This is a genomic window from Corynebacterium sp. HMSC061H03 (genome assembly GCF_001838215.1).
Lineage (GTDB): Bacteria > Actinomycetota > Actinomycetes > Mycobacteriales > Mycobacteriaceae > Corynebacterium > Corynebacterium jeikeium_D.
The window spans coordinates 19252-42345 of record NZ_KV836089.1 but is presented as its reverse complement, the minus strand read 5'-3'; the positions used below and the strand labels follow the sequence as shown (position 1 = coordinate 42345).

Sequence of the window (23094 nt, the reverse complement as noted above, 5' to 3'; positions counted from 1 at the left end):
GTGTTTTCTGTCACGTTTTTAGAAATATTTTTGCCCAGTCATCTACCGAGCGGGGGAGGTGAGGGGTAAACACCGTCGTCCACCTGTGAAAAATTCGATGGGCAGCACTCCGGAATCTCAAAAGTTTTCCCGCTTGACGACGGTGATTGCGTCAATCCCCACTAGTTGGGGTGGCGGCCGGAGGTATCAATAGAGTGCAAAGGCGTATAGGGGTTTAGACTTTATCGCCATGCGACCTGAACTTTCCTCGTATAACCATCTTTCCGCGGGCAAGGTCCGGGAAATCTACGAGATTGACCCTGAGACTCTGCTGCTTGTGGTCAGTGACCGTATTTCTGCCTTCGACCACATTCTGGAGACCCCGATTCCTGACAAGGGTCGTGTGCTCACCGCGATGAGCGTGTTCTTCTTCGATGAGATTGACTTCCCGAACCACATGGCTGGCCCGGCTGACGATGAGCGCATTCCGGAAGAGTGCCTCGGCCGTGCGCTGGTGTGCAAGAAGCTGGACATGCTGCCATTCGAGTGTGTCGCACGTGGCTACCTAACCGGCTCGGGTCTCGTCGAGTACAAGGAAAATGGCACTGTCTGTGGCATTGAGCTGCCAGAGGGCCTCGTCGAGGGGTCCAAGCTGCCAGAGCCAATCTTCACCCCGGCCACCAAGGCGGAGCTGGGCGAGCACGACGAGAATGTCTCCTTCGACGCCGTTGTGGAGTCCCTGGGGCAGAAGCGCGCCGAAGAGCTGCGCGATGCCACCCTGCGTATCTACTCCCAGGCTGCTGAACTGGCTGCTAAGCGCGGCATCATCCTGGCCGACACCAAGTTCGAGTTCGGCCTTGACTCCGACGGCAACCTGGTGCTGGCCGACGAGGTTCTCACCCCGGACTCCTCCCGCTACTGGCCAGCCGACTCCTACCAGGAGGGTTCGGTTAACCCGAGCTTCGACAAGCAGTACGTCCGAAACTGGCTGACCTGCTCCAAGTCCGGTTGGAAGAAGGATGAGGGAACTCCGCCGCCGGCGCTGCCGGGTAGTGTTGTGGAAGCAACTCGCGAGCGGTACGTCGAGGCCTACGAACGACTGTCGGGCCGCCGCTTCTCGGACTGGATTGGAGAACCTGCGTGAGCGAAGTGACCTTGGACTCGGCATCCCTCGGCAAGCCTGCAAAAAAGGATTTGCCAGCACCCCGTGCACAGCGGAAGCCGGTGACTCGGTCCTTCCACGGAAGGGACTTCACCGATAACTTCGAGTGGCTCCGCGATAAAGAAGACCCCGAAGTTATCGAATACCTAGAGGCTGAGAATGCCTATACGGAGGCTTTTACCTCCAATCTCAATGGCACCGCGGACGCGATTTTTAAGGAAATCAAGTCGCGCGTGCAGGAGACCGACATGTCGGTCCCAACTCGCCTTAATGGCTGGTGGTACTACTCACGCACACAGGAGGGCAAGTCCTACGGGATGAGCTGTCGCGTGCGCGCGGAGGCCGGTGACGGTCTTGCCGCGTGGACGCCACCGGCCATTGCGGACGACTCCCCGGCACCAGGAGAACAGGTCATCCTGGATGCCAATGAGCTGGCCGAAGGCCACGACTTCTTCGCCCTTGGCGCAGCGAGCGTCTCCGCGGACGGCAATCTGCTGGCCTACTCCACCGACGTCACAGGCGACGAGCGCTACACGCTGCGCGTAAAGGATTTGCGCACGGGCGAACTGCTTGACGACGAAATTGCGGGTATCGCCGCAGGTGCTACCTGGGTTGGCTCCGAGTGGATTTTCTATCAGAAGGTCGACGAAGCCTGGCGGCCAGATTCCGTGTGGCGTCACCGCGTGGGCACCTCCACCGAGGATGATGTCTGTGTCTTCCATGAGCCCGATGAGGCCTACTGGGTTGGAGTCGGCACGGTACGCAGCGAAAAGTACCTGATTATTGAGAGCTCCTCGAAGATTACTTCCGAGGTTTGGTACCTGGACGCCAGTGACCCGAATGGTGAGTTCACCTGCGTGCGCCCGCGCGAGGCCGGTGTTGAATACGACATCGACCACGCCGTCATCAGCGGCCAGGATATGTGGCTGATTACACACAATATGACTGGCTCGAACTTCGCACTGGCCATGGCGCCGGTGGGGTCTTTCGACAGGATTTCGGATCTCACTGAGCTGGTTCCTCACCGCGAAGATGTCCGTGTTGAGGGCGTCGACTGCTTCGCTGGGCACATTGCGTTTGGATACCGTCGCGGCGGTATTGGGCGTGTGGCGCTGGCGGTATTGGATCACGATGAGGATGGTGCTGGCTCCGCTGGTGATGCCTCTGATACAAGCGATGCTGCCGACCCAGTGCCAGCCTCCGCTGTCAACTTCGTCGAGCTCGAATTCGACGAAGAGCTCTACTCCGCAGGCACTACCGGCAACGCTGAATGGGACACCCCGGTGTTGCGCTACGCTTACGGCTCCTTCACCACGCCATCGCAGCTCTGGCAGATTGATATTGCCTCGGGCAAGCGGGTCCTGCTCAAGGAGCAGAAGATTCGCGGGGAGTTTAATCGCGGTGATTACGTCGCCAAGCGTGAATGGGTGAGTGCAAGTGATGGCGCCCAGATTCCGGTGTCGATTATTCACCGCGCGGATTTAGATTTGGATGCGCCGAATCCGACACTGCTCTACGGCTACGGTTCCTACGAATCCTCGATGGATCCGGGCTTTTCCATCGCGCGGCTGTCGCTGCTGGATCGTGGGATGATTTTTGTCATTGCACACGTTCGCGGTGGTGGCGAGATGGGCCGTGGCTGGTGGGAGAACGGTCGCGCAACCACGAAGAAGAACACATTTACTGACTTCGTCGCCGTCGCTGACTACCTGCTGGATTCCGGTTGGACCACGCGCGAGCAGCTGGTAGCGCTCGGCGGTTCGGCGGGCGGCATGCTGATGGGTGTGGTCGCAAACATTGCTGGCGATAGGTTCGCGGGCATTCAGGCCGTGGTCCCGTTTGTCGACTGCCTGACATCCATGCTGATGCCAGAGCTGCCGCTGACCGTGGTGGAGTGGGATGAGTGGGGCGATCCGTTCCACGACCCGGAGGTCTACGACTACATGGCCTCCTACGCGCCGTACGAGAACATCTCGCCCGATGCGAAGTACCCGCAGATTCTCGCGATTACTAGTTTGAACGACACTCGCGTGCTCTACGTGGAGCCGGCAAAGTGGATCGCCAAGCTGCGTGAGGTTGTTGGCGGCGAGCCGGGGCAGTTCCTGCTCAAGACCGAGATGTCCGCTGGCCATGGTGGTGTTTCAGGCCGTTACGAGCGCTGGCGTCAGACTGCCTTCGAGTACGCCTGGATTGTTCACACTGCTGGTGCGGTGGAGTAACGGCATGGATATGCGCACGCTGCTGTCCGCGCAGGGTTTTGACACCGATTCGCTTTCCGATGATCAGTTGGCCGTCTACCACACCCTTTTTCGGCGGCGGGATGTGCGCCGCGAATTCGCTGGAGACGTGGCGGACAGGGAGCGATTGATGCGCGTGTTGGCGGCGGCCCACGCCGCCCCATCGGTGGGGCTGTCCCAACCATGGGACTTTCATATCATTCAGAACCCGGACCGCTTGCGGCAGTTTGCCGAACACGTAGCCGGACGTCGCGCTGAATTCGCGGCCAAGCTCGAAGGTGAGCGGCGTGAGACCTTCAATCCGATTCAGATTGAAGGAATTGTGGACTCGGGAACGGGTATCGTCGTCACCTATGATCCGACCCGTGGCGGCAAGAACATTCTCGGCCGCGACACTGTCGATGACACCGGCCTCATGTCAGTCGCGCTGGCTATTCAGAATCTGTGGCTGGCCGCTACGGCAGAGGGGCTCGGCGTCGGCTGGGTCAGTTTCTACCATGAGGATTTCCTAGCCGACTTTGTCGGTGTCGAGGCACCCGTGCGCCCGGTGGCCTGGCTATGCATTGGTCCGGTAACGCACCTGGCCGAGGAGCGTGACTTGGAGAAGTTCGGTTGGCGCAAGGGCCTGGCACTCGATGAAGTTGTGCATTGGGGATAAGCCGCGCTGCAGACGCGAATTGATGCCCTGCGATGGCGCTTTTCGGAACTCCTACTTGAAAGGCCTCTGAGTATTCTCCAAGCCTTGTCCTCTCCGTTACCGAAAATTTACATACGCCTGTTTTTGTTGAATCCATGGCAGGCAGTGGGGTGCAAGAACAGATTCGGACGACCGGCCAGGTCATTCGTCCAGCGGGCAAAGAGCTCGTAGCTGTTGACGGTGGTGTGGTCGGGTCGCCGCTTTTGGTGTCGGTGTCGGGTTTGCGCGATGGCACGTTGCTCGACGTCGCTCGTTTCGTGGCAGCGATGGAACAGCGCGGTATTACGCCGTCTCTGCTGGTAGCGCCGCATGCGGGTAAGAACTGGTCGTTGCGGGAAGCTCCGGCGGTGCTGGATTGGCTCCGCCGTCGTAGTGATGACGGCATCGAGATTGTTCTCGCGGGGTTCGATCAGTCAGTTCGAGGCCGGGGCGCGGAATTCGCGTCGTTAAGCGAACATGAAGCGCGCTTGCGCCTGACTGCCGCAACGCGCCAGATGCGTGCGATGGGGTTTGAGACGGATGTCTTTGCACCACCGAAGTGGACCATGTCGCCAGAGACCATGAACGTGCTGCCGGAGCTGGGCTTCCGTGTTGCAGCGGACCGAAATGGTGTCCGCGACCTGACCACTGGTGCTGTTGATCCAACTCGCGTGCTGGCTATCGGCGAGGGCTTCGGCGGCGCCGGTTGGTGGCGCCGCGCCGTGCGCTCCTCGGTGCAGCGCTCGCTGGAGAAGGGCCGCGCAGTGCGCATCTCCGTCAACGCTTCGAAACTGCGGGAGCACAAGCTGCGCCAGGATGTTGTCGACATCATTGACCAGGCGGTCGATGGGGGTGCGCAGCCGGTCAACCACTCTTCGGTGCCGCTGGGCCGCGAGCTCTTTGAAGGCATGGAGCAGGTCGGCTAGTCGCTACCTCTGACGGCTATCGTGGGACTGCCCTAGTGTGGGGTTTATGAGCAATCTCTTCGACATCCCAGTGACCACTATCGACGGCAACGAAGCAACGATGAACGACTGGGCAGGCCACGTTCTGCTTATCGTCAACACCGCCTCGGAGTGCGGTTTCACAGATCAGTACGACGATTTGCAAGGGCTTTTCGACGAACTCGCACCCCGCGGATTCTTCGTCCTCGGTTTTCCCTGCAACCAGTTTGGCGGGCAAGAGCCCGGCAGTGCCGAGGAGATTAAGCAGTTCTGCCAGCGCGAATTCGGCGTTACCTTCCCCCTGTTCCAAAAGACGGAGGTCAACGGCGACAATGCTCACCCACTGTTCAAGTTGCTGAAGGAAGCTCCGGACGCCGACGGCGAGGCCGGAGATGTGAAGTGGAACTTCGAAAAGTTCGTCGTCTCGCCCCAGGGCGAGGTCATCGGCCGTTTCCGCTCCAAGGTCTCGCCTGACGATGACGCTCTGCGCGACCTTATCGAGGAAAACCTGCCTATTTAAACTTGGGCTATTTGGTGGCTTCCAGCGGTGCTTGCTCGAAGTAGCCCGTGGCACCGTAGCCCACGATGCCACCTCGGTTGCGCAGGGTCATACTAGCTAGGCCGACCTTGCCAAGTTCATCGCCACCGATGGTGACCCAGTCACCCTGAACCGCGACAACCATGTTGGCGTGCACCCCAAGGCCTGCGGGGTAGCGGTAGAAAATGATGTCACCCACCTGAGGAGAGAAGTCCTTGTCGGTGACGAAAGCATCATGTGCCTTGTAGGCATCCATGAGCTGTTCGACATCCGTAACCAGCCATGGGTTCTCGGTTGTGGCAGTGCTGTTCTGCGCTGTTCTGTTCTGCGCAGTGTTGTACTGCTCTGTGCTGTTGTTGTCGGTGGCACTATTGGCAGTCGAATTCTCAGGCGTATCAAAGACCGGAACACCCGCGGACGCGAGCAGGAATGACAAAAATGGAGCAGTCCAGGAACCGGAGCAGTCGACCGTGTCGCCAAATGCGTCAAGGTTTGGATTCAGCTTCGAGGCCTGGCTCGCAGCCCCGTGTGCAGAACCCGGCCTGGTGGCAGCAGCGGCGGCGACGGCATCTTCATCAGTAGTCGGGTCTGCGTCTGAATTCGGGTGCTCGCCGACCTTGGGGATAACGCTGCGGATGTCGGCATCAGTAGCGCCACACGCCAGGCCGAAGTAAACCTCAGGGGAGGGTTGCTCCTCGTACTGATAGCGCGCAACATCCTTCAGAGCCTGCTGATAGTAGGGGCGGTCTGCCTCGGTGCGGGGGAACGTGCCACCACGCCAAGCCAGAACATTGATAGGACCGAAGAGCGTGAACCACCCGGCGAAGAGGAATACCGCCGTCAGTACCAGGATGGACACAGGCGGGATAGCGGCGCGAACACGTTGCAGCATGCTCGGTGAGGATGCGTTCTCCTGGCCGTCGTCAAGCGATGGTGAGGAAGACTCAGACCGTGGTGCGTGAGGCTGCTGTGCGGGCACAGACGCGGGTGAATCGGTGGTCATATCTTCCCAGGATAGTAGGCGGCGCTGCGGTCGTCCTTGGCGAGTGCGTCTGAGCCGTACGTAATGGCATAGTCTGCGGCTCCTGCTGCGGAAGGAGTCGTGCAGTTAGACTGTGATTCATGACTTCACCCGACATGCGTAACGAGGCCGAGCACGACCCTCGTGAGGATCTGCCGAGCTTCCTGCGTGAGCCGGACAAAATAGACAAGCTTCTCTATGCATCGCTGATGCTGGTTGCCGTGTACGGCTTTGCAATTATCCCGTTCCGCGCGGTTTTGCTGCTCAAGTACACCTTTTTGCATACGTGGCTGACGGGCTCGAATCTCTCGGTGCTGATTCTCGCGTCGGAAAACGAGGATAGGCCGCTCTTCCTCTTCGCTGTTGTGGTGATTGCGGCGCTATCGACAATCAAGTTCATGCCGTTCTTCTACTGGATGGGCAAGAAGTGGGGCACGGAATTCATCACGATGAGTTTCGGCGGCCATCCACCGCGATGGTTTAAGAAGATGGAGAACTTCATCTATGAACGCATCGGGCTGAGTGTGCTGGCATCGTTTGTGCCATTCTCGCCGATTCCGGCCACGATTGTCGTGGCCATCGGTGGTATTGCGAAGGTGCGCGGCTGGGTAGTAGGTGTGTATCTCTTCCTCTGCGCCGCGATGCTCAAGTGCTTCTACCTGTACTTGGGCCTGAAGTTTGGCCCAAGCATCCAGGGTTCCCTGCAGACGATTGACAGGTACGTCACCTACATCACCTTCGCGCTGATTGGCTGGATGTTCCTATCCATCTGGTGGAAAAACAGGAAGCCGGGCGGCCAGGCGGCTTAATCTTGTTCGCGCTCAATCAGCGGCAGTGGGCTGTACTTGTCACGCAACGCCTTCAGTGACAGATCGTGGGCGTGCAGGCGCTTGTCCTCATCCGTCGTCGGTTGGAAATGCGGTACCGGCTGCGGGTTGAAATCGTCATCAATGGCGACATAAGTCATGGTCGAGTGCAGTGCCTTGCGCAGTCCGCCGACACCCTTGCGGGGCTCACAGCAGTAGACCTGCACCGACAGGTGCATCGAGGTCGTGCCTGTACGCAGGATGCGTGCGCGCACCTCAACCAGGTCGCCAATGTGGATTGGGCTGTAGAAGCGAATGCCACCTGCGTAGACAGAAATGGTCTGGCGCCCTGCCCAGTTGGTGGTAACTGCCGTCGCAGCCTCATCGATCCACTCCATGGCGGTGCCGCCGTGGACGTTTCCGCCCCAGTTGACATCGGTCGGCTTTGCCAGGAAACGTGTGGTCAGCTCGGGTGCGGAAGAGTCCGCAGAGTAGGTCTGCGCGCGCATGCTGGCCTCGATGTCACGGCGGAGCTCAAAACGGGAAAGAGCGGCCTTCTCAACGCGCTCTTCTTCCTCCGTTTGCGGCACCCACTTCGGCACTGGAGTCGACTTACCGTTTTCATCCATGGCCACGAAGATCACCAGGCAGTCAGCTGCGCGGGTGAACTTGCCCTCGCGCGGATCAGCCGAGAGCACCTCGTTGACGATGTGCATGGAACTGCGACCGGTGTGCGCGATCTTGGAGCGCACCTCTACGATGTGGCCGCTGGGAATCGGACGAGTGAAGTGAATGTGACCGAAGTACGCAGTCACGCAGTACCGTCCCGACCAGCCGGTCGCGCAGGCGTATGCGGCCTTGTCTATCCACTGCAAGACACGGCCACCGTGGACGGAATTGGTTCCGGCCATAATGACATCGGTCGGTGAGGCCATAAAACGGAGTACAAGAGATGGTGACGCTGGAGCATGCACCTGTTCAGCTTTTTCAGTTGACTGCGTATCCATATATGAAAGCATAACTCTAGGATGAGGTTATGGTATCCAAAATCTCGCCTTTTGACGTCCGCAGCGCTCTTTCCTCCGCTGCACCCTGGGCGGCGCAACGGCTTCTCGGCCGCGAATTGCTATCTGACCACGAGGCTGTCTCCTTCACCGGGCCGGATGGGGCGCAAGGACCGTCGTTAAGCCGTGCGAGCCTTGCCAAAGCGGTGCGTCTGTCCGTGCGGATGCTCGCCCAAGAGGCTCCGGGGCATAGCGTCGAGGTGCGCGTGCCGCCCTTCGTCGCGGTCCAGTGCATTGAGGGGCCCAGGCACACTCGCGGTACACCGCCCAATGTCGTGGAGATGTCGCCGGAGATTTGGCTGGGACTCGCGTGCGGAATGATCACGTTAGAGCAGGTGCAGGCGCACATCGATATGTCGGGCACGCGCGCGGCGGAAATTGGGAATCATCTGCCAGTGGCGCGCATTTCTTAAAAACCGTGGGGGGATGCTGAATTGGTGCCCAGGCGGGTGGGGCTATTAGTGTGAATGTCGTGGCCGATACCAACATTTCAGGTGCACCAAAGACCAAACTTTTGCCAATTTCGCCTTACGACGATCTGGGGGAGACATCCCCGCGCGAAGAATGTGGCGTTTTTGGCGTTTGGGCACCTGGCGAAGACGTGTCCAAACTCACCTACTATGGCCTGTTTGCCCTGCAGCATCGCGGCCAGGAAGCCGCCGGTATCGCAGTCGGCGACGGCGACCAAATTCTCGTATTCAAGGACCTGGGCCTTGTTTCCCAGGTCTTTGATGAGCAGACGCTCGACGCTCTGAAGGGGCACGTAGCGGTGGGGCACACGCGCTACACCACCGCTGGCGCTCCTGCGTGGGAGAATGCACAGCCGATGTTCCAGATGGCCTCTGATGGCACGGACATCGCACTGGGGCACAACGGCAACCTGACCAACCACCTCACGCTGTTCCAGGAGGCGGTCGACAAGGGCTTACTGCGTGAAGAGGGCGAGCTGCCCAGTGACTCCGCCATCATGACCACTTTGCTTGCCGACGAAACCGGCAAGATTGACCACCCCGAAGATTACGGCTGCAGCACCAATGTAGAAGCGGCCGCGATGGCACTGCTGCCGCGTTTGAAGGGTGCTTTCTGTCTTACTTTCACCGATGGCGAGACGCTGTACGCCGCGCGTGACCCATACGGTGTGCGCCCGCTGTGCCTGGGGCGCCTGTCCGGTGGCTGGGTAGTTGCGTCCGAGACGTGCGCGCTGGATATCGTCGGTGCATCGTTCGTCCGCGAAATCGAGCCAGGCGAGATGGTGACCATTGATGCTTCCGGTGTGCGTTCGCAGCGTTTTGCCGAGACCACCCACGCTGGATGCATTTTTGAGTACGTCTACCTGGCGCGCCCGGACTCCAACATCCGTGGTCGCTCCGTCAACGCCGTACGTCTTGAGCTGGGCCGCCAGTTGGCCCGTGAGTTCCCGGCTGACGGCGACCTGGTGATGCCGGTTCCGGAATCCGGTACCCCGGCTGCTGTTGGCTACGCCCAGGAATCGGGCATTCCGTTTGGTCAGGGGCTGACCAAAAACGGTTACGTGGGGCGTACCTTCATTCAGCCTTCGCAGACGATTCGTCAGCTGGGCATCCGACTGAAGCTGAACCCGCTGAAGGAAGTTATCGCCGGTAAGCGCTTAGTCGTGGTCGATGACTCCATCGTCCGCGGCAACACTCAGCGTGCCCTGATTCGCATGCTGCGTGAGGCTGGTGCGAAGGAAGTGCACGTGCGCATCGCCGCGCCGCCGGTGAAATGGCCGTGCTTCTACGGCATTGACTTCGCCTCTCCGGGCGAGCTGTTGGCCAACGGCGTGGATGAAAATGACATTGTCGCCGGTATCGCAACCGCGATCGGCGCCGACAGCCTGGGATTTGTCTCCATCGATGGCATGGTCGCGGCTTCCGAGCAGGCAAAGACCGAAGTCTGTTGTGCGTGCTTCGATGGCAAGTACCCGCTGGGTCTGCCGGAGGGCAATCCGAATGCGGCAGCTGTGGAGAGGATGCAGGCAGCCCAGGCTGCCAAAGCCGCAACGAGCAATTAGCCTCGAAACCTCCTTAGAATGAACTACGAGAACTGAACCGAGAACGAAGCGCAAGCGGTGCCGTGGATTGCAGCCGTTGCTTTGTTCCCGGTCCGCCAATACTCCCGGATACGGCAGTAACGCCGCCCGGGGGAGAAAGTTTAAAGCGAGAGCCTCTAATGACCGAGAACGTTTCTGGTGCTTCCTACGCTGCAGCCGGTGTCGACATCGAAGCCGGCGACCGCGCTGTTGAACTATTCGCCCCGATTGCCAAGAAGGCCACTCGCCCAGAGGTCCGTGGTGGGCTCGGCGGTTTTGCCGGCCTGTTTGCACTGGGCAACTACGAAAAGCCGCTGCTGGCCGCATCCTCCGATGGTGTGGGGACCAAGTTGGCCGTGGCGCAGGCCGTCGGCAAGCACGACACCATTGGCCTGGACCTGGTCGCCATGGTCGTCGATGACCTGGTCGTGTGCGGTGCCGAGCCGCTGTTCCTGCAGGACTACATTGCAATTGGCAAGGTCGTGCCGGAGCACGTCGCCGAAATCGTTTCCGGCATCGCCGAGGGATGCGTCCAGGCGGGTTGCGCCCTCCTGGGCGGCGAGACTGCAGAGCACCCGGGTGTGATGGAACCGGGTGAGTACGATGTCTCCGCTACCGGCGTCGGTGTCGTGGAAGAGGACAAGCTTCTCGGCCCGGACCGCGTGCGTGAGGGCGATGTCATTATCGCCATGGAGTCCTCTGGACTTCACTCCAATGGCTACTCGCTGGCTCGCTACGTTCTCCTGGAGAAGGCCGGTCTGGAGCTCGACGGTTATGTCGAGGACTTCGGGCGCACCCTCGGTGAGGAGCTGCTGGAGCCAACCAAGATTTATGCGAAGGACTGCCTGGCTCTCATGAACGAGGCCGAGGTCCGCACTTTCTGCCACGTCACCGGTGGTGGATTGGCTGGCAACATGGTTCGCATCATGCCGGAAGGCCTGACCGCCGACATGAGCCGCGCAACTTGGACCCCGGGTCCGATTTTCAAGACCATTGCTGAGCTCGGCAACGTCTCCCGCGAGGAGATGGAGAAGACCTTCAACATGGGTGTCGGCATGGTTGCGATTGTGTCTGCAGAAGACCGCGATCGTGCCCTGGCTCTGCTGACTGCCCGCCACATCAACGCTTGGGAGCTGGGTACTGTTCGCAAGAGCGAGGCTGGCGAGGACGGGGCTGTTTTGCGCGGCAGCCACCCGCGCTTCTAAGCGTCGGCCGGCCGTCGGTTTACTGCGACGGGCGGCCGGGGACTGGGCCGGCTGGTCTGCCGTGGAGGGCGGCCTACTGCTGCGACGGGGCGGTCTAGATTCTGGGTTGCACAACGGAGATCCCCCCCCAAAAAACACGGGCTGCAAATGTGAAACTGTATGACTTTATGACACTTTCGAGCCGTTTTTCGGGCGATTTTTGTCATAAACGCAGTCAGTAACTCGGATTGATCCGCCACCGCCGAACATAATCGGCGGAACATAAACGCAGTCGACTAAGCAAAAGCAAGCACCCACCAACGGAATCGTTGGTGGGTGCTTGCTTTATTGAAATAGAAACGCTTTGCGGAAAATACGACAGCGGTTAGCTTGCGCTAGCTGTCGCGACCAGCGCCTGAGGCCCATTCCTCCCAGTCAGAGTAATAGTCGTCTCGATCGGACTCGTTCGACTTGCCGACGAGTTCCCGCTGCAGACGTTCCAAATCCATTTCTGGTGAATCGTACTTGAGCTGACGGGCAACCTTCGCCTGCTTTGCTTTCGCACGGCCGCGACCCATGGCCTGACCCCCTTGTGTAATCCGTGGGACGGCACGGGGATACGGCCGACCCACTTATGTCTTATTGCGTTAATTCCTGTAAGACACCATAGCCGATTTTTAGACGAAGGGGTTACGCGGGGAGGCCCATAGTGGGTTGTGTCCTCGCGCTCAGGCAACTCAATATGTGTAGTGACCTGGGGAAATATCCTTTCTGAAAAAGAATGGAAAAAGTTATTTTTTCACCACTCTGTCTGGTGGCTTTACCTATTTCCTGTTACCTATTTCCCTCGCAGGCGGTTGATGGCCACACGGCCCGGCGGCAGCTGCTCAACGCGGTCGATGGAGGAGGGGTCGACGGCCACGGCGCAGTCACCCACCACAAGGCCCTCGCGCTCCTGAGCTGAGCGTTTAAGCAGCGCCAATGCAATCGGGCCGTAATCGGCATGTTGCACGACGGTGCCCACGCGGCCCACGGCGCGCTTGCCCATCATCACTGGATCGCCGGTTTCCGGCAGCGTGGCCGAGCCGTCGAGCTGCAGCATCACCAAAACTCGTGGGGAGCGACCAACATTGTGGACACGTGATACCGTCTCTTGGCCGCGATAGCAGCCCTTGTCCAAGTGCACGGCAGCCGTGTCGAATTCAGAGGCGATCCAGCGCGGAGCCTCATGCGGAATCATCTTCTCGTCTACGTCGATTCCCAGCTCTGGGCGCAAGGAGACTACGCGTTCGGCCTCCCAGCCCATCAGACCAACGGGGGAAGCGCCAGCAGCTACCAACGCGTCCCAAGCGCCGACTACATCCTGTCGGCGCACGAGCACATCCACACGCCCGCCGCGTGGCCACGGCAGGTGCCGGACGTAGGAATGTCCCACAGTCGTAGCTTTGCCCACCTGCGGGAATGCGAGGCCAGCGGCTACCAGTACCTCAGGGGCATTCGGCCCCATGACGGAAATAATCGCCCGTTCTACTTCAGCAATTTCCACCTTGGACCAGAACACCATCATGTTCAGGTACTTCAACAGGGAGTCGAAGCCAGCAGGGGGCACGTCGATAAGCACGGAATCGTCCAAAACAGTCAACGTCATGTGATGGAGAACATGACCGTTTGCATCCAGGTTCAGTGCTTCAGTGACAGTGCCGGGAGCGGCTTCGTCGACCTTCTGCGAAAAAAGTGTGTTGAGGTAGGTCAGGCGATCCTCGCCAGTGACCTCAATAACGCGGTAGTACGAGCGATCTACTACGCCGCAGTCCTCCTGCAGATGACGTTGCTCTACCAGCGGACGGCCGTAGTGCCATGCCACGCTAGCTTGCCCTGCGGTTTGCTCAACGTTTTTCGCTGAGTTTCCGTCTGGGGCGTTCTCTGAGGCCTTCTCCAAACCTTCCATCTGTCCGCCCAGTTCGAGGGCAGCGGCGCCAGCCACGTGAGACATCAAAGGACTTACATACTCAACACTCACTCCCTCATGTTAACCAGAAATCCTCAAATTAAGCATGGATTAAGCTTGTGTGTATGACGGATTCGCTTTCTTCTCTAGTGCTTATCGACGTCTTCGCAGACGGCGGCCCGATTGCTGTCGAGGCAGGACAGCCGTTCCTCTACGCGGATGATCTCGGAGCTATTCGCGGCGACGGAGTTTTTGAAACACTCCTGGTCAGGGGTGGTCATACCTGTAATACCGACCGGCATGAGAAGCGATTCGCATCGTCAGCGCTAATGCTGGATTTGCCAACCCCAGATCTGCAGCAGTGGCGGGCGGCTACCGAGGTCGCACTACAGGAGTTGCGCGATAGGTCAATTGAGGGGGATGCGACGTTGCGGTGGGTGTACTCGCGTGGTCGCGAGTCCACCGGAGAGCCGACTGGCTACGTTTTGGCTAGCTCCGCGGAAAAGGTGGCGGAAAACCGTCTGAAGCCGGTATCGGTCATGCTTGCAGAGCGCGGTTTCTCGCTCGACCTTGGCTCCCGTGCACCGTGGGCGCTCATCGGCGCGAAAACGTTGTCATACGCAGCTAATATGGCTGCTTTGCGCTATGCCAAGTCCAAGGGGTTTGACGATGTCATCTTCACCTCCGCAGAGGGCAAGCTCTTGGAAGGCCCAACATCGACCATCATCGTTCAGCGCGGCAATGAGCTGCTGACTCCCAACCCCGGTGAAGGAGTGCTGCCGGGCACGACTCAGGCAGCGCTGTTTGAAACAGCCGCCAACTGCGGCTGGAAAGTCACCCCGACGGTCCTGGTACCCGGGGACCTATTCACCGCCGATGCGGTGTGGCTAGTGTCTTCGGTGCGTATCGCGGTCATGGTTAAGTCCATCGATGGTGAACCCATCCGGCAGCCGGATGCAATCGCGGAAAAAGAATTCCGCGACCTGTGTGACAAGGCGCTGGCGACGCAGTAGGGCCCCAAACAGTAGGGCTTGACTCAGTAGGGCCCCGCAGTATGGCCACACAACGCCCGTCGTAAAGCGGGGAGAACCTAGCCCGCGTAGCGCTTGAGCTGCGCGGACATGCGGGGAGCGAATTCTTCATCCCGCAGGCGCTCGTCTACCCACCCGAGATCGTTGTTCGGCATTAGGCCGTAGAGGCGCTTGCCCGGGCCAAGGGATGCAGGGCCGGTAGCAGTGACCATTGTGGAGGCTGCTTGCAGCTCCCATGCGCGCTCGGAGACCGGCTTGCCGTAGTAAATCTCAGTGACGCCGGTGGAGTGGACACAGATGAACTCAATCTCGTCCTCGTTGTTAATGCGCCAAAACCCTGTTTCGCGCTGGTCAGGGCCGGTCGGCTTGCCTTCTTCGTCCAGCTTCCAGATACGCGACTCATACTTCAGGTAGTTCTCGCCATCGTGGCTGAAGATAACCTGCTGGCCGAAGTTGTACTCGCCGTCGACGACAGTGTTCGCCTGCCCCTCACCGCGCCACACGCCGACCAGCGGCAGTAGTGCCAGCAGGCCGTCGTGAATATTCGGGCCGAAACGCAGATTCGCGGTCTCGTCGGGGATTGGGAGCCCCTCAAGGTCAGTGATGTTGCGCGTAGCGGTGCTCTTGGCCTGCTCGGCCGCGCGGTTGATGGCCTCGTTACCGTCGAGGCGAGGGGCTTCCGCAGCTGCAGGCTCCTGTGCAGCGGCGTCTGTCTGGTTGCTGCCATTGTTCTCGGTCATGCTTCACACTCTACCGCTGAAGCTCTTGCGGCCATGTATGGGCTGTTGGCGCACGGGGCCAACGCTGCAACGACGCTTAACGGCGATGCTTGACGACGGCCTTAGCGGCGCACCCGACAGTTTTTCTCCGGCAGCTTCTCCGTGGATTGAGCTGATGCCTCGGCATCCTGCTGGGATGTCGGCGGCATGAAGTTTGTTGGCGACACGGTGCACAGAATCTGTTCGCCTTCGATGGTGATAGAACCGCCCGACACGTACACGCGAGTCGCCGGCATGCCCATCGGTATATCTGAATCCCGCAGTGTCAGAGCGAAGGTGTCCATGATGTGCTGCGTATCAGCCTCAGACAGCTCAGGTTTGATGTGGTTTTTAGAATCCGTTGGGGACGAGGGCGCAGAAATAATCTCCATCGGCGTAATGACCACGTCGCGGCTGACAATGCGCAACTTCGCCGTGACCTGGGTTTTTCCCTGCCATCCGGCTGGCGTGGCCTCGAAAATAGCCTCGGTCTCCCAGCCGCCGGTGGGGGAGGAGTCCTTCAGGCTCTGGATACTCAAGTCCGTCAGTCCCAGCTTGTTTCCCAGAGAGACTCCGTCGAGCGAGAGCTTGGTGAAGTACTGCTTCGTCGGCGACTCTGGGAAATCTCCGCTGAGCACTGCCGATGCTGGGACCTTAACGTTGGACGCTCCGTACTCCAGAGATACCAAGCCGAAGTCGGGTACCTCCACATCGCGGATGCGCGAAGTTACGGAGCTCCACTTACCCGTAACAAAAGAGGACAAGTAGGCCTTGCCGCCAATGGCGACGTATGGGGTCATCTCCAGCTGCGCAGTCTCCTGAATATGCTCAGAGAGCTTGTACTCCGCATGGCTGGCGAAGCCCATGTCGGTGGCGATCACCAGCGCGGCAACGGCGAGGATGGAGCCACCGATCTTCTTCTGTCGTCGGGAAATGGACACACTCTATTAGTACCCCATCGCTTTTGGCCCAGACGACATCGGGGAAGTGTTGAATTCGCTGCTGTGTATAGGGTGGGGCGTATGAACGTAACCGAACTGCTTGACGTAGACACCACCGCCGCCAGTACGCTGCTGCAGCACGCCCACTCCACCGACGGCGTGGAGGCGTTCGGCGAGGCTTTCGTCCGAGGGCTTGACGACGACTCTTTCGGACATCGACACTTTGCGATTATTGAGAACAACCGTTACTTGGGCCTGGCAGCCGTTGCGCCGGATGCAGTGGAGATGGTTGTTGATCCGGAGTTTCGTAGGCAAGGAGTGGGGGCGAAGCTGCTTGCGCACATCGATGCTGAGGTCGGCGAGCGCCTGCCTATCTGGGCTCACGGTGATGTTGCCGGTGCCAGTCGTTTGGCAGAGTTGACGGGACGCAAGGTCGTCCGCGAGCTGTTGCAGATGTCCATTTCGGGCTCAGCGTTGGAGAAGGCGGCGGGGGACGTCGATAAGCGTGATGATGTTGAAGCTCTGACCCTGACTGCGGCACGTGCAAAGTGGGGTGAGGCTGCCGTGGATGAGGCGTGGTTGGCTGTGAATAACGAGGCGTTTGACTGGCATCCGGAGCAGGGTGGTTGGTCGCAGCCACAACTCGATCGCGCTCGGAACGTGCAGTGGTTCGACCCGGAGGGCGTGTTCTTTGCTGCGGATGTGGCCGGGGCGCGCGACAGTGCGGAGGAGATTTGCGGTTTCCACTGGACGAAGTGGCACGCCGAGGAATCTGTGCCAACTGGTGAGGTGTATGTGATTGGGCTGAGCTCGAAGGCACGCGGACGTGGTCTCGGGCGATGGCTGACCAATGTCGGGCTTTCCCATCTCCGGAACCGGGGAGCGGAAAAGGTAATTCTCTATGTGGAAGGCGACAATGCGCCGGCAGTGCGCACGTACCGTGCGGTCGGTTTTGAGGTGGCCCGCCGTGATGTGATGTACGGCGCATAGATGTGACGGTTCGGTTTATTGGGGGAGTTATTGAAGGCGAGTTTTTTTTGGGGGGGCGAGCTTAGCTTTATCTCAGTTTTAGGTGGTTTTCCTTTGTCGCGGGGCAATGGTCCTTGTGATTTTGGGGAGATGCTGTCCAATCCTCAGTGTTTCAGGGGCGCATTTTAGGGTCTCTTGCAGGGAAAATGAGGATAAATAAAGAATTACTTGCGCCGTTCACCAATTGTTAATGTTCTGAACAGGTTCCGGTCACTATCGGTAGATAGGTTCAGCGCAGTGGACCGGAGTGTGGCGGTTCCACGTGAACTGTTTCACTCATTGTGTAAAACCCGGAGGATTTACTGTGCTGAAGAAGAACCGTGCGGCATCCGTCATTGGTCTGGCCGCTGTTGCAAGCCTTACCCTGGCTGCTTGCTCTGAAGAGGGCGGCGAAGGCGCTTCTAACGTTGAGGGTCTGGCTGACGTCACCGGTGAGCTGCAGGGTGAGGGTGCTACCTCGCAGCAGCGCGCCATGGACCTGTTTGCCACCAAGTTTGAAGAGACCGGCTCGACGCTGTCTTACAACGCATCTGGTTCTGGTTCCGGTCAGACTCAGTTCATTGCCGGCACCGTTGCTTTCGCTGGCTCCGACTCCCCGCTGAAGGAGAAGGACGGCAAGGACCAGATCGCAGAGGCTAAGAAGCGCTGCGATGGTAACGACGCATGGCACCTGCCGATGGTTATTGGTCCGGTTGCCGTTGCCTACAACCTCGAGGGCGTTGACGTCGCTCTGACCCCGGCTCTGGTTGCTGAGATCTTCGACGGCAAGATCACCAAGTGGAATGACCCGAAGATTGCTGAGGTCAACAAGGACGCGAAGCTGCCGGAGAAGGACATCAAGGTTGTCTACCGCTCTGAGGAGTCCGGTACTACCGACAACTTCATGAAGTTCCTGAGCGCAGCTGCTCCGGAGCAGTGGCAGCACGAGGCTTCCAAGTCCTTCCCGACCGCTACTGGCCAGGGCGCTAACGGCTCGGCTGGTGTTGTCAACGAGGTCTCCAACATCGATGGTGCTATCACCTACGTCGAGGCTGGCTTCGCTAAGGACAAGGGCCTGGGCATCGCCAAGATGGACTTCGGCCATGGCCCGGTTGAGCTGAACAACGACACCGTCGGCAAGGCTCTGGATTCCGTCAAGTTCAAGACTGAGGGTCACGACATGGTTGTTGACACCGACGCTCTGTTCGCAATGGATGAGGAAGGCGCTTACCCGCTGGTTCTGACCACTTACGAAATTGTCTGTTCCGCTGGTTACGACGAGCAGACTCGTGACCTGGTTAAGAACTTCCTGAAGGTTGTTCTGGAAGAGGGCCAGGGCCCAGAGCTCGAAGAGCTGGGTTACATCCCGGTTCAGGGTGAGTTCAAGGACAAGCTGTCCGCAGCGGTTGACGCCATCAAGTAATTCGTTGCGTGCAACGCGGGTGAAAGCAGAGTTGGCTCTGTTATTACCCAGTTGGCGCGCGGATAACTTCAGCCGGCCACGCAGATTTGAGCTGTAGGCCGAAAAACCTGACGTAGACCGGTTGGCTTTATATATCGACAACCCAGTTGATTGGGTACCGCTCGTAGAGAGGTACTGAGGCCAATCGGTCTTCATGTGCGTTGAAGCACAAATCACTTCTACTTAGGAAATGAGATCATGAGTTCCTCGACTCCCATTGAAGGGAAGCAGGAGGCTGTAGACAGCAGTCTGTTGCAGTCCTCAGCACCGCAGGTGGATTCCTCCGGCGACGAGAGCTCGGAAGAGCAAGCCATTCAGGCTGGTGTTGTTCGTCCTGGTGACCGAATCTTCAAGATTCTGGCGGTGGGATCTTCCGCCTTGGTGACTGCTTTCATCATCGCAATTGCAGTGTTCCTGCTCCTGCGCGCAGTCCCGGCACTGTCCCGTAACGAAGCGAACTTCTTCACCTACACCGAACGATGGAACCTGGCGGATACCTCCGCCATGTACTTCGGTATTCCGAACATGTTTCTGGTGACCGTCGCGGTCTCCATCCTGGCGCTGGTTCTGGCTATGCCGGTTGCGTTGGGTATCGCTATCTTCCTGACTGCCTATGCTCCAAAGAAGATGGTCAAGCCGCTGGGGTACCTCGTGGACTTGCTGGCGGCAGTGCCGTCGATTGTCTACGGCCTGTGGGGCTTCATGGCTCTCGGTCCGGCGTTGGCTGGCCTGTACGGGTGGTTGGCTAAGACACTGGGTTTTATCCCGATGTTCGCCCTATACCCAAACTCGCCGGCATTCGAGACTGGTCGAAATCTCTTCACCGGTGGCATTGTGCTAGCAATTATGATTCTGCCGGTTATCGCGGCTACCACCCGTGAGGTCTTTGTTCAGACCCCGCGTGGTCACATTGAGGCATCGCTGGCTCTCGGTGCGACCCGTTGGGAAATGGTCAAGCTCGCTATTCTGCCATTCGGACGTTCAGGCTTTATCTCCGGCTCGATGCTGGGTCTGGGACGTGCCCTCGGTGAGACGATGGCTCTGTACCTCGTAATCTCTCCGTCTTCGGCATTCCGTGGTTCGTTTTTCGATGGTGGTACCACCTTCGCAACCGCAATTGCTAATGCGGCACCGGAATTCAATGACAACCTCAAGGCCGGCGCATACATGTCCGCAGGTTTGGTGCTGTTCTTGCTGACCTTCGTGGTCAACTCCGCAGCCCGAATGATTGCGAAGAAGTAGCAAGGTCGTAGGAAAAGAAACGAGAAGTAACAATGACTAGTTCAACTACTGATTCTTCGCCTCACGGCCCTGCAGACATGGTCCCCACTACGGAGTCGGCATTCACCCAAATTAAGGGTTCCCGCAAGGTGGCGGACAAGGTCTCCACGGTCCTCATTTACTTCTGCATGGCTCTTGCCTTGATTCCGCTAGTGTGGGTTCTCTTCGAGCTTGTCGTCCGAGGCACCCCGTCACTGCTAAGTGGTGAGTGGTGGACTGCTTCCCAGCGCGGTGTCACCGTTGGTACAGATGCCGGTGGTGTTGCTCACGCAATCGTCGGTACCTTGGTTCAGGCTCTGGTTACGACTCTCATTACCGTGCCGTTCGGTATCTTCGTCGCCATCTACTTGGTCGAGTACGCAGGTAACTCCCGCCTCGGCAAGGTCACCACTTTCATGGTCGACATCCTCTCCGGCGTGCCGTCGATCGTCGCGTCGCTGTTCATCTACTCGATGTGGGTGGTCATGTTCGGCATGAGCCGCTCCGGTTTCGCCGTCTCCCTGGCGCTGGTTCTGCTGATGCTGCCCATTGTCGTCCGCAACACGGAGGAAATGTTGCGCATCGTTCCGCACGAGTTGCGTGAAGCCTCCTACGCTCTGGGTGTCCCAAAGTGGAAGACCATTTTGAAGATCGTGCTCCCGACTGCACTGTCGGGCATCGTCACCGGTGTCATGCTGGCCGTCGCCCGCGTCATGGGTGAGTCTGCGCCGATGCTGATCCTGGTTGCAACCTCGCGAATCATCACCTACAACCCGTTCGGCCAGTCGCAGTCCTCACTGCCACTGTTCATGCTGGACATGTATAAGGCCGGTAATACCGGTGCGGCATTCGACAAGATGTGGGGCGCAGCGCTCACACTGGTTCTCATCATTGCCCTCATCAATATTCTGGCGCGCTTCGTATCCGCCAAGTTCTCCGTCAAGAGCAGTTAATTCTGGGCGCCTAACGTCCGCTATTTCAAGGAAGGTTTTTGAAAGACCATGGCTAAGCGCCTAGACCTTAACGATGTCAACATCTACTACGGCGATTTCCACGCTGTGCAGAACGTCAACCTGCACGTCCCGCCACGTTCCGTTACCGCATTCATTGGCCCGTCCGGCTGTGGTAAGTCCACCGTGCTCCGTTCACTGAACCGTATGCACGAGGTCATTCCGGGCGCCTACGTCACTGGCGAGGTGCTTCTCGACGGCGAAAACATCTATGGCCCGAAGATCGACCCGGTCTCCGTTCGTAACACCATCGGTATGGTGTTCCAGCGTCCGAACCCGTTCCCGACCATGTCCATCGAGGACAATGTCGTGGCTGGCCTGAAGTTGGCCGGTGTTAAGAACAAGGCTCACCTTAAGGAAGTTGCCGAGAAGTCCCTGCGCGGCGCCAACCTCTGGGATGAGGTCAAGGATCGCCTGGACAAGCCGGGCGGAGGCCTCTCCGGTGGTCAGCAGCAGCGTCTGTGCATCGCGCGCGCAATTGCAGTCGAGCCGGAAGTTCTGCTGATGGACGAGCCGTGTTCGGCTCTGGATCCGATTTCCACCTTGGCAATCGAGGACTTGATTCACGAGCTGAAGGAAGAATTCACCATTGTCATCGTGACCCACAACATGCAGCAGGCAGCTCGCGTGTCCGATCAGACCGCATTCTTCTCCCTCGAGGCAACCGGTAAGCCGGGGCGCCTGGTAGAGGTTGGCCCGACCAAGAAGATCTTCGAGAACCCAGATAAGAAGGAAACCGAGGACTACATCTCCGGTCGCTTCGGTTAAACGCTTCTGCATATGCCGTAATAACCAAAAAGAGCCCCGTACCTCACGCGTGTACATGCGAGGTACTGGGCTCTTTTTGTTGTTGTGGTTTATTTGATTGCTGAGTCGCGCACACGTTTTGCTGACTGAATACCTAGCCGCGTAGGTGATTTGTGCCGGGGAAAACAGTTTTTGTGGCGGGATCAAGCAGTTACTGACTAGGTTTATGTCAGATGAATAGCGTTTACTCACAGTAAAGTGTCATAAACCTAGTCAGTTTCTCGGTTTGAGGCGGTGTTGTGGCTGGGGAGGTGTTTAGCCTGGTGTGGCTTAAAAACGGCTCCACTCCGGCCTAAAAACCCGCGCCCCAGGCCAGCAGCCACCCCCAACATCCCTTCAGCGCAGCCCAAACACCCCCCCAACACCCAGCCTCCCAACAGCCTGCAGCTTCACGAACCTACATCCGCAGGTGACGCTCCAAGGCCTGCAGGCGTTGGTTAAAGCTGCGCTGGTCGCGTTCGTCCTCAAGCTTGTCCAGGTAGACATCGCGCTTGTAACCGGTGGCCAGGTAAATAATTCGGGCGGCAACCTCGACGGCGTGATCCGCGTAGCGCTCGTAGAAGCGGCTCAGCAGAGTGACATCCACTGTCTGCGCAGGGGAGTGCGGCCAATTATCGTCGTTGGTCAGCGTAAACAGGTGCTGGTGAATGTCATCGATGCTGTCATCGGTCTTATCCAAGGCCAATGCCTGGTCAACGTCGTAGTCGATGAGCACCTGACGGGTTTCGTGCGTCATCTGTTCAGATACGGAGGCCATCTCGCGGAAGAACCCCTCCACGGGCTCTGGTAGTGCCTTGTTCGGGTGGCGACGCCGGGCAACGTTGGCAATATGCACACTCAATGCGCCCATGCGGGAGATGTCCTCGACAATGTAGAGGCCACTGACAATCTGTCGGAGGTCACCAGCCACAGGAGCTTCGCGGGCCAACAGCTCGAAGGCTCGCTGCTCCGCATCCTGGCGCAGGTCCTCGAGAGAATCAATCTGGGAAAGAACTGTTTCAGCCGAGACCAAATCAGCCTCGAAGAGGGCCTTGTTCGCAAGCTTGTGCATGGAGCCAACTCGGTCACACATCACAATCAGGCTGTGGGCCAAGTTGTCCATTTGTTCTCGGTAGACAGTGCGCATGCGTTCCATAGTAGGCAATCCTCAACAACGTCGCGCGTTAGTGGGGAGCCCCCAATTACCCCTCGTAAAGTTATGTAAACAC

At 58.7% G+C, this 23094-nt stretch carries 22 protein-coding genes; 15 read left to right on the top strand and 7 right to left on the bottom strand.

The annotated features are described in order from the left end of the window. Window positions 1-229: 229 nt before the first annotated feature. The 5 genes from HMPREF2787_RS10435 to HMPREF2787_RS10415 all read left to right on the top strand — a co-directional run bounded on the left by HMPREF2787_RS10435 (window position 230) and on the right by HMPREF2787_RS10415 (window position 5518). Window positions 230-1123, top strand: a complete 894-nt coding sequence (locus tag HMPREF2787_RS10435; protein ID WP_049173073.1) for a phosphoribosylaminoimidazolesuccinocarboxamide synthase — start codon at window positions 230-232, stop codon at window positions 1121-1123. Between the two features lie 5 nt (window positions 1124-1128). Beyond that, the gene (locus HMPREF2787_RS10430; protein WP_371441151.1) at window positions 1129-3360 is read left to right on the top strand and encodes a S9 family peptidase; all 2232 of its coding nucleotides are present in this window, start codon (window positions 1129-1131) and stop codon (window positions 3358-3360) included. 4 nt (window positions 3361-3364) lie between these two features. Further along, window positions 3365-4036 carry a 5,6-dimethylbenzimidazole synthase gene (gene bluB / locus HMPREF2787_RS10425; RefSeq protein WP_070859200.1) on the top strand — a complete coding sequence of 224 codons (672 nt, stop codon included), beginning with the start codon at window positions 3365-3367 and terminating at the stop codon, window positions 4034-4036. Window positions 4037-4185: 149 nt separating this feature from the next. Then, window positions 4186-4980, top strand: a complete 795-nt coding sequence (locus HMPREF2787_RS10420) for a polysaccharide deacetylase family protein (protein ID WP_070859208.1) — start codon at window positions 4186-4188, stop codon at window positions 4978-4980. Window positions 4981-5026: 46 nt separating this feature from the next. Continuing rightward, a complete protein-coding gene (locus HMPREF2787_RS10415) occupies window positions 5027-5518 on the top strand; it encodes a glutathione peroxidase (RefSeq protein ID WP_070859199.1) in 492 nt (163 codons plus the stop codon). A 7-nt stretch (window positions 5519-5525) separates the two neighbouring features. On the opposite strand, the gene HMPREF2787_RS10410 is transcribed toward HMPREF2787_RS10415, so the two are convergent. Continuing rightward, window positions 5526-6539 (bottom strand): hypothetical protein, encoded by a 1014-nt coding sequence (locus HMPREF2787_RS10410; RefSeq protein ID WP_070859198.1) that lies wholly within the window; start codon window positions 6537-6539, stop codon window positions 5526-5528. A 119-nt stretch (window positions 6540-6658) separates the two neighbouring features. On the opposite strand from HMPREF2787_RS10410, the gene HMPREF2787_RS10405 reads away from it, so the two are divergent. Continuing rightward, window positions 6659-7366: a hypothetical protein gene (locus HMPREF2787_RS10405; protein ID WP_016421393.1), complete on the top strand. Its 708-nt coding sequence runs from the start codon at window positions 6659-6661 to the stop codon at window positions 7364-7366. Here HMPREF2787_RS10405 and HMPREF2787_RS10400 read toward each other — a convergent pair. Further along, complete coding sequence (locus HMPREF2787_RS10400) at window positions 7363-8370, bottom strand: acyl-CoA thioesterase (protein WP_016421392.1); 1008 nt, start codon at window positions 8368-8370, stop codon at window positions 7363-7365. The genes HMPREF2787_RS10405 and HMPREF2787_RS10400 overlap by 4 nt on opposite strands. 29 nt (window positions 8371-8399) lie before the next feature. On the opposite strand from HMPREF2787_RS10400, the gene HMPREF2787_RS10395 reads away from it, so the two are divergent. The 3 genes from HMPREF2787_RS10395 to purM all read left to right on the top strand — a co-directional run bounded on the left by HMPREF2787_RS10395 (window position 8400) and on the right by purM (window position 11682). Next, on the top strand, window positions 8400-8840 hold the full coding sequence (locus HMPREF2787_RS10395; RefSeq protein WP_070859197.1) for a sterol carrier family protein: 441 nt from the start codon (window positions 8400-8402) through the stop codon (window positions 8838-8840). A 50-nt stretch (window positions 8841-8890) separates the two neighbouring features. After that, on the top strand, window positions 8891-10459 hold the full coding sequence (gene purF / locus HMPREF2787_RS10390; RefSeq protein WP_048732111.1) for an amidophosphoribosyltransferase: 1569 nt from the start codon (window positions 8891-8893) through the stop codon (window positions 10457-10459). Between the two features lie 158 nt (window positions 10460-10617). Then, window positions 10618-11682: a phosphoribosylformylglycinamidine cyclo-ligase gene (gene purM, locus HMPREF2787_RS10385; protein WP_016421389.1), complete on the top strand. Its 1065-nt coding sequence runs from the start codon at window positions 10618-10620 to the stop codon at window positions 11680-11682. A 374-nt stretch (window positions 11683-12056) separates the two neighbouring features. Here the strand turns inward: purM and HMPREF2787_RS10380 are convergent, their stop codons facing one another. Together HMPREF2787_RS10380 and HMPREF2787_RS10375 are read right to left on the bottom strand one after the other, a co-directional pair. Further along, window positions 12057-12239, bottom strand: coding sequence for a DUF3073 domain-containing protein (locus HMPREF2787_RS10380; protein WP_005511943.1), 183 nt, complete (start codon window positions 12237-12239; stop codon window positions 12057-12059). Window positions 12240-12499: 260 nt separating this feature from the next. Continuing rightward, a complete protein-coding gene (locus HMPREF2787_RS10375) occupies window positions 12500-13654 on the bottom strand; it encodes a CAF17-like 4Fe-4S cluster assembly/insertion protein YgfZ (protein WP_049173066.1) in 1155 nt (384 codons plus the stop codon). A gap of 80 nt (window positions 13655-13734) precedes the next feature. On the opposite strand from HMPREF2787_RS10375, the gene HMPREF2787_RS10370 reads away from it, so the two are divergent. Then, window positions 13735-14622 (top strand): aminodeoxychorismate lyase, encoded by an 888-nt coding sequence (locus tag HMPREF2787_RS10370; protein WP_070859196.1) that lies wholly within the window; start codon window positions 13735-13737, stop codon window positions 14620-14622. Between the two features lie 77 nt (window positions 14623-14699). On the opposite strand, the gene HMPREF2787_RS10365 is transcribed toward HMPREF2787_RS10370, so the two are convergent. Continuing rightward, window positions 14700-15380, bottom strand: a complete 681-nt coding sequence (locus tag HMPREF2787_RS10365; protein ID WP_070859195.1) for a heme-binding beta-barrel domain-containing protein — start codon at window positions 15378-15380, stop codon at window positions 14700-14702. A 101-nt stretch (window positions 15381-15481) separates the two neighbouring features. Further along, window positions 15482-16339 (bottom strand): LmeA family phospholipid-binding protein, encoded by an 858-nt coding sequence (locus tag HMPREF2787_RS10360; protein WP_070859194.1) that lies wholly within the window; start codon window positions 16337-16339, stop codon window positions 15482-15484. A gap of 81 nt (window positions 16340-16420) precedes the next feature. Here HMPREF2787_RS10360 and mshD point away from each other — a divergent pair, with 81 nt between their 5' ends. The 5 genes from mshD to pstB all read left to right on the top strand — a co-directional run bounded on the left by mshD (window position 16421) and on the right by pstB (window position 21847). Then, complete coding sequence (gene mshD, locus HMPREF2787_RS10355; RefSeq protein ID WP_070859193.1) at window positions 16421-17329, top strand: mycothiol synthase; 909 nt, start codon at window positions 16421-16423, stop codon at window positions 17327-17329. A 343-nt stretch (window positions 17330-17672) separates the two neighbouring features. Further along, window positions 17673-18770 carry a phosphate ABC transporter substrate-binding protein PstS gene (gene pstS, locus HMPREF2787_RS10350; protein WP_070859192.1) on the top strand — a complete coding sequence of 366 codons (1098 nt, stop codon included), beginning with the start codon at window positions 17673-17675 and terminating at the stop codon, window positions 18768-18770. A gap of 237 nt (window positions 18771-19007) precedes the next feature. Continuing rightward, on the top strand, window positions 19008-20051 hold the full coding sequence (gene pstC / locus HMPREF2787_RS10345) for a phosphate ABC transporter permease subunit PstC (RefSeq protein WP_048732125.1): 1044 nt from the start codon (window positions 19008-19010) through the stop codon (window positions 20049-20051). Window positions 20052-20128: 77 nt separating this feature from the next. Further along, a complete protein-coding gene (gene pstA / locus HMPREF2787_RS10340) occupies window positions 20129-21022 on the top strand; it encodes a phosphate ABC transporter permease PstA (RefSeq protein WP_048732128.1) in 894 nt (297 codons plus the stop codon). 48 nt (window positions 21023-21070) lie between these two features. Next, window positions 21071-21847 (top strand): phosphate ABC transporter ATP-binding protein PstB, encoded by a 777-nt coding sequence (pstB, locus tag HMPREF2787_RS10335; RefSeq protein WP_070859191.1) that lies wholly within the window; start codon window positions 21071-21073, stop codon window positions 21845-21847. A 436-nt stretch (window positions 21848-22283) separates the two neighbouring features. Here the strand turns inward: pstB and phoU are convergent, their stop codons facing one another. Beyond that, window positions 22284-23021 (bottom strand): phosphate signaling complex protein PhoU, encoded by a 738-nt coding sequence (gene phoU / locus HMPREF2787_RS10330; RefSeq protein ID WP_080969597.1) that lies wholly within the window; start codon window positions 23019-23021, stop codon window positions 22284-22286. Between the last annotated feature and the right edge of the window lie 73 nt (window positions 23022-23094).

Excerpts from the sequence above, each read along its gene's own strand:
- HMPREF2787_RS10435 (WP_049173073.1), top strand. The coding sequence starts at position 230 with ATGCGACCTGAACTTTCCTCGTATAACCATCTTTCCGCGGGCAAGGTC.
- bluB (WP_070859200.1), top strand. The coding sequence starts at position 3,365 with ATGGATATGCGCACGCTGCTGTCCGCGCAGGGTTTTGACACCGATTCG.
- HMPREF2787_RS10415 (WP_070859199.1), top strand. The coding sequence starts at position 5,027 with ATGAGCAATCTCTTCGACATCCCAGTGACCACTATCGACGGCAACGAA.
- HMPREF2787_RS10410 (WP_070859198.1), bottom strand. The coding sequence starts at position 6,539 with ATGACCACCGATTCACCCGCGTCTGTGCCCGCACAGCAGCCTCACGCA.
- HMPREF2787_RS10405 (WP_016421393.1), top strand. The coding sequence starts at position 6,659 with ATGACTTCACCCGACATGCGTAACGAGGCCGAGCACGACCCTCGTGAG.
- HMPREF2787_RS10400 (WP_016421392.1), bottom strand. The coding sequence starts at position 8,370 with ATGGATACGCAGTCAACTGAAAAAGCTGAACAGGTGCATGCTCCAGCG.
- HMPREF2787_RS10395 (WP_070859197.1), top strand. The coding sequence starts at position 8,400 with ATGGTATCCAAAATCTCGCCTTTTGACGTCCGCAGCGCTCTTTCCTCC.
- purM (WP_016421389.1), top strand. The coding sequence starts at position 10,618 with ATGACCGAGAACGTTTCTGGTGCTTCCTACGCTGCAGCCGGTGTCGAC.
- HMPREF2787_RS10380 (WP_005511943.1), bottom strand. The coding sequence starts at position 12,239 with ATGGGTCGCGGCCGTGCGAAAGCAAAGCAGGCGAAGGTTGCCCGTCAG.
- HMPREF2787_RS10375 (WP_049173066.1), bottom strand. The coding sequence starts at position 13,654 with ATGTCTCACGTGGCTGGCGCCGCTGCCCTCGAACTGGGCGGACAGATG.
- HMPREF2787_RS10370 (WP_070859196.1), top strand. The coding sequence starts at position 13,735 with ATGACGGATTCGCTTTCTTCTCTAGTGCTTATCGACGTCTTCGCAGAC.
- HMPREF2787_RS10365 (WP_070859195.1), bottom strand. The coding sequence starts at position 15,380 with ATGACCGAGAACAATGGCAGCAACCAGACAGACGCCGCTGCACAGGAG.
- mshD (WP_070859193.1), top strand. The coding sequence starts at position 16,421 with ATGAACGTAACCGAACTGCTTGACGTAGACACCACCGCCGCCAGTACG.
- pstC (WP_048732125.1), top strand. The coding sequence starts at position 19,008 with ATGAGTTCCTCGACTCCCATTGAAGGGAAGCAGGAGGCTGTAGACAGC.
- pstA (WP_048732128.1), top strand. The coding sequence starts at position 20,129 with ATGGTCCCCACTACGGAGTCGGCATTCACCCAAATTAAGGGTTCCCGC.
- pstB (WP_070859191.1), top strand. The coding sequence starts at position 21,071 with ATGGCTAAGCGCCTAGACCTTAACGATGTCAACATCTACTACGGCGAT.
- phoU (WP_080969597.1), bottom strand. The coding sequence starts at position 23,021 with ATGGAACGCATGCGCACTGTCTACCGAGAACAAATGGACAACTTGGCC.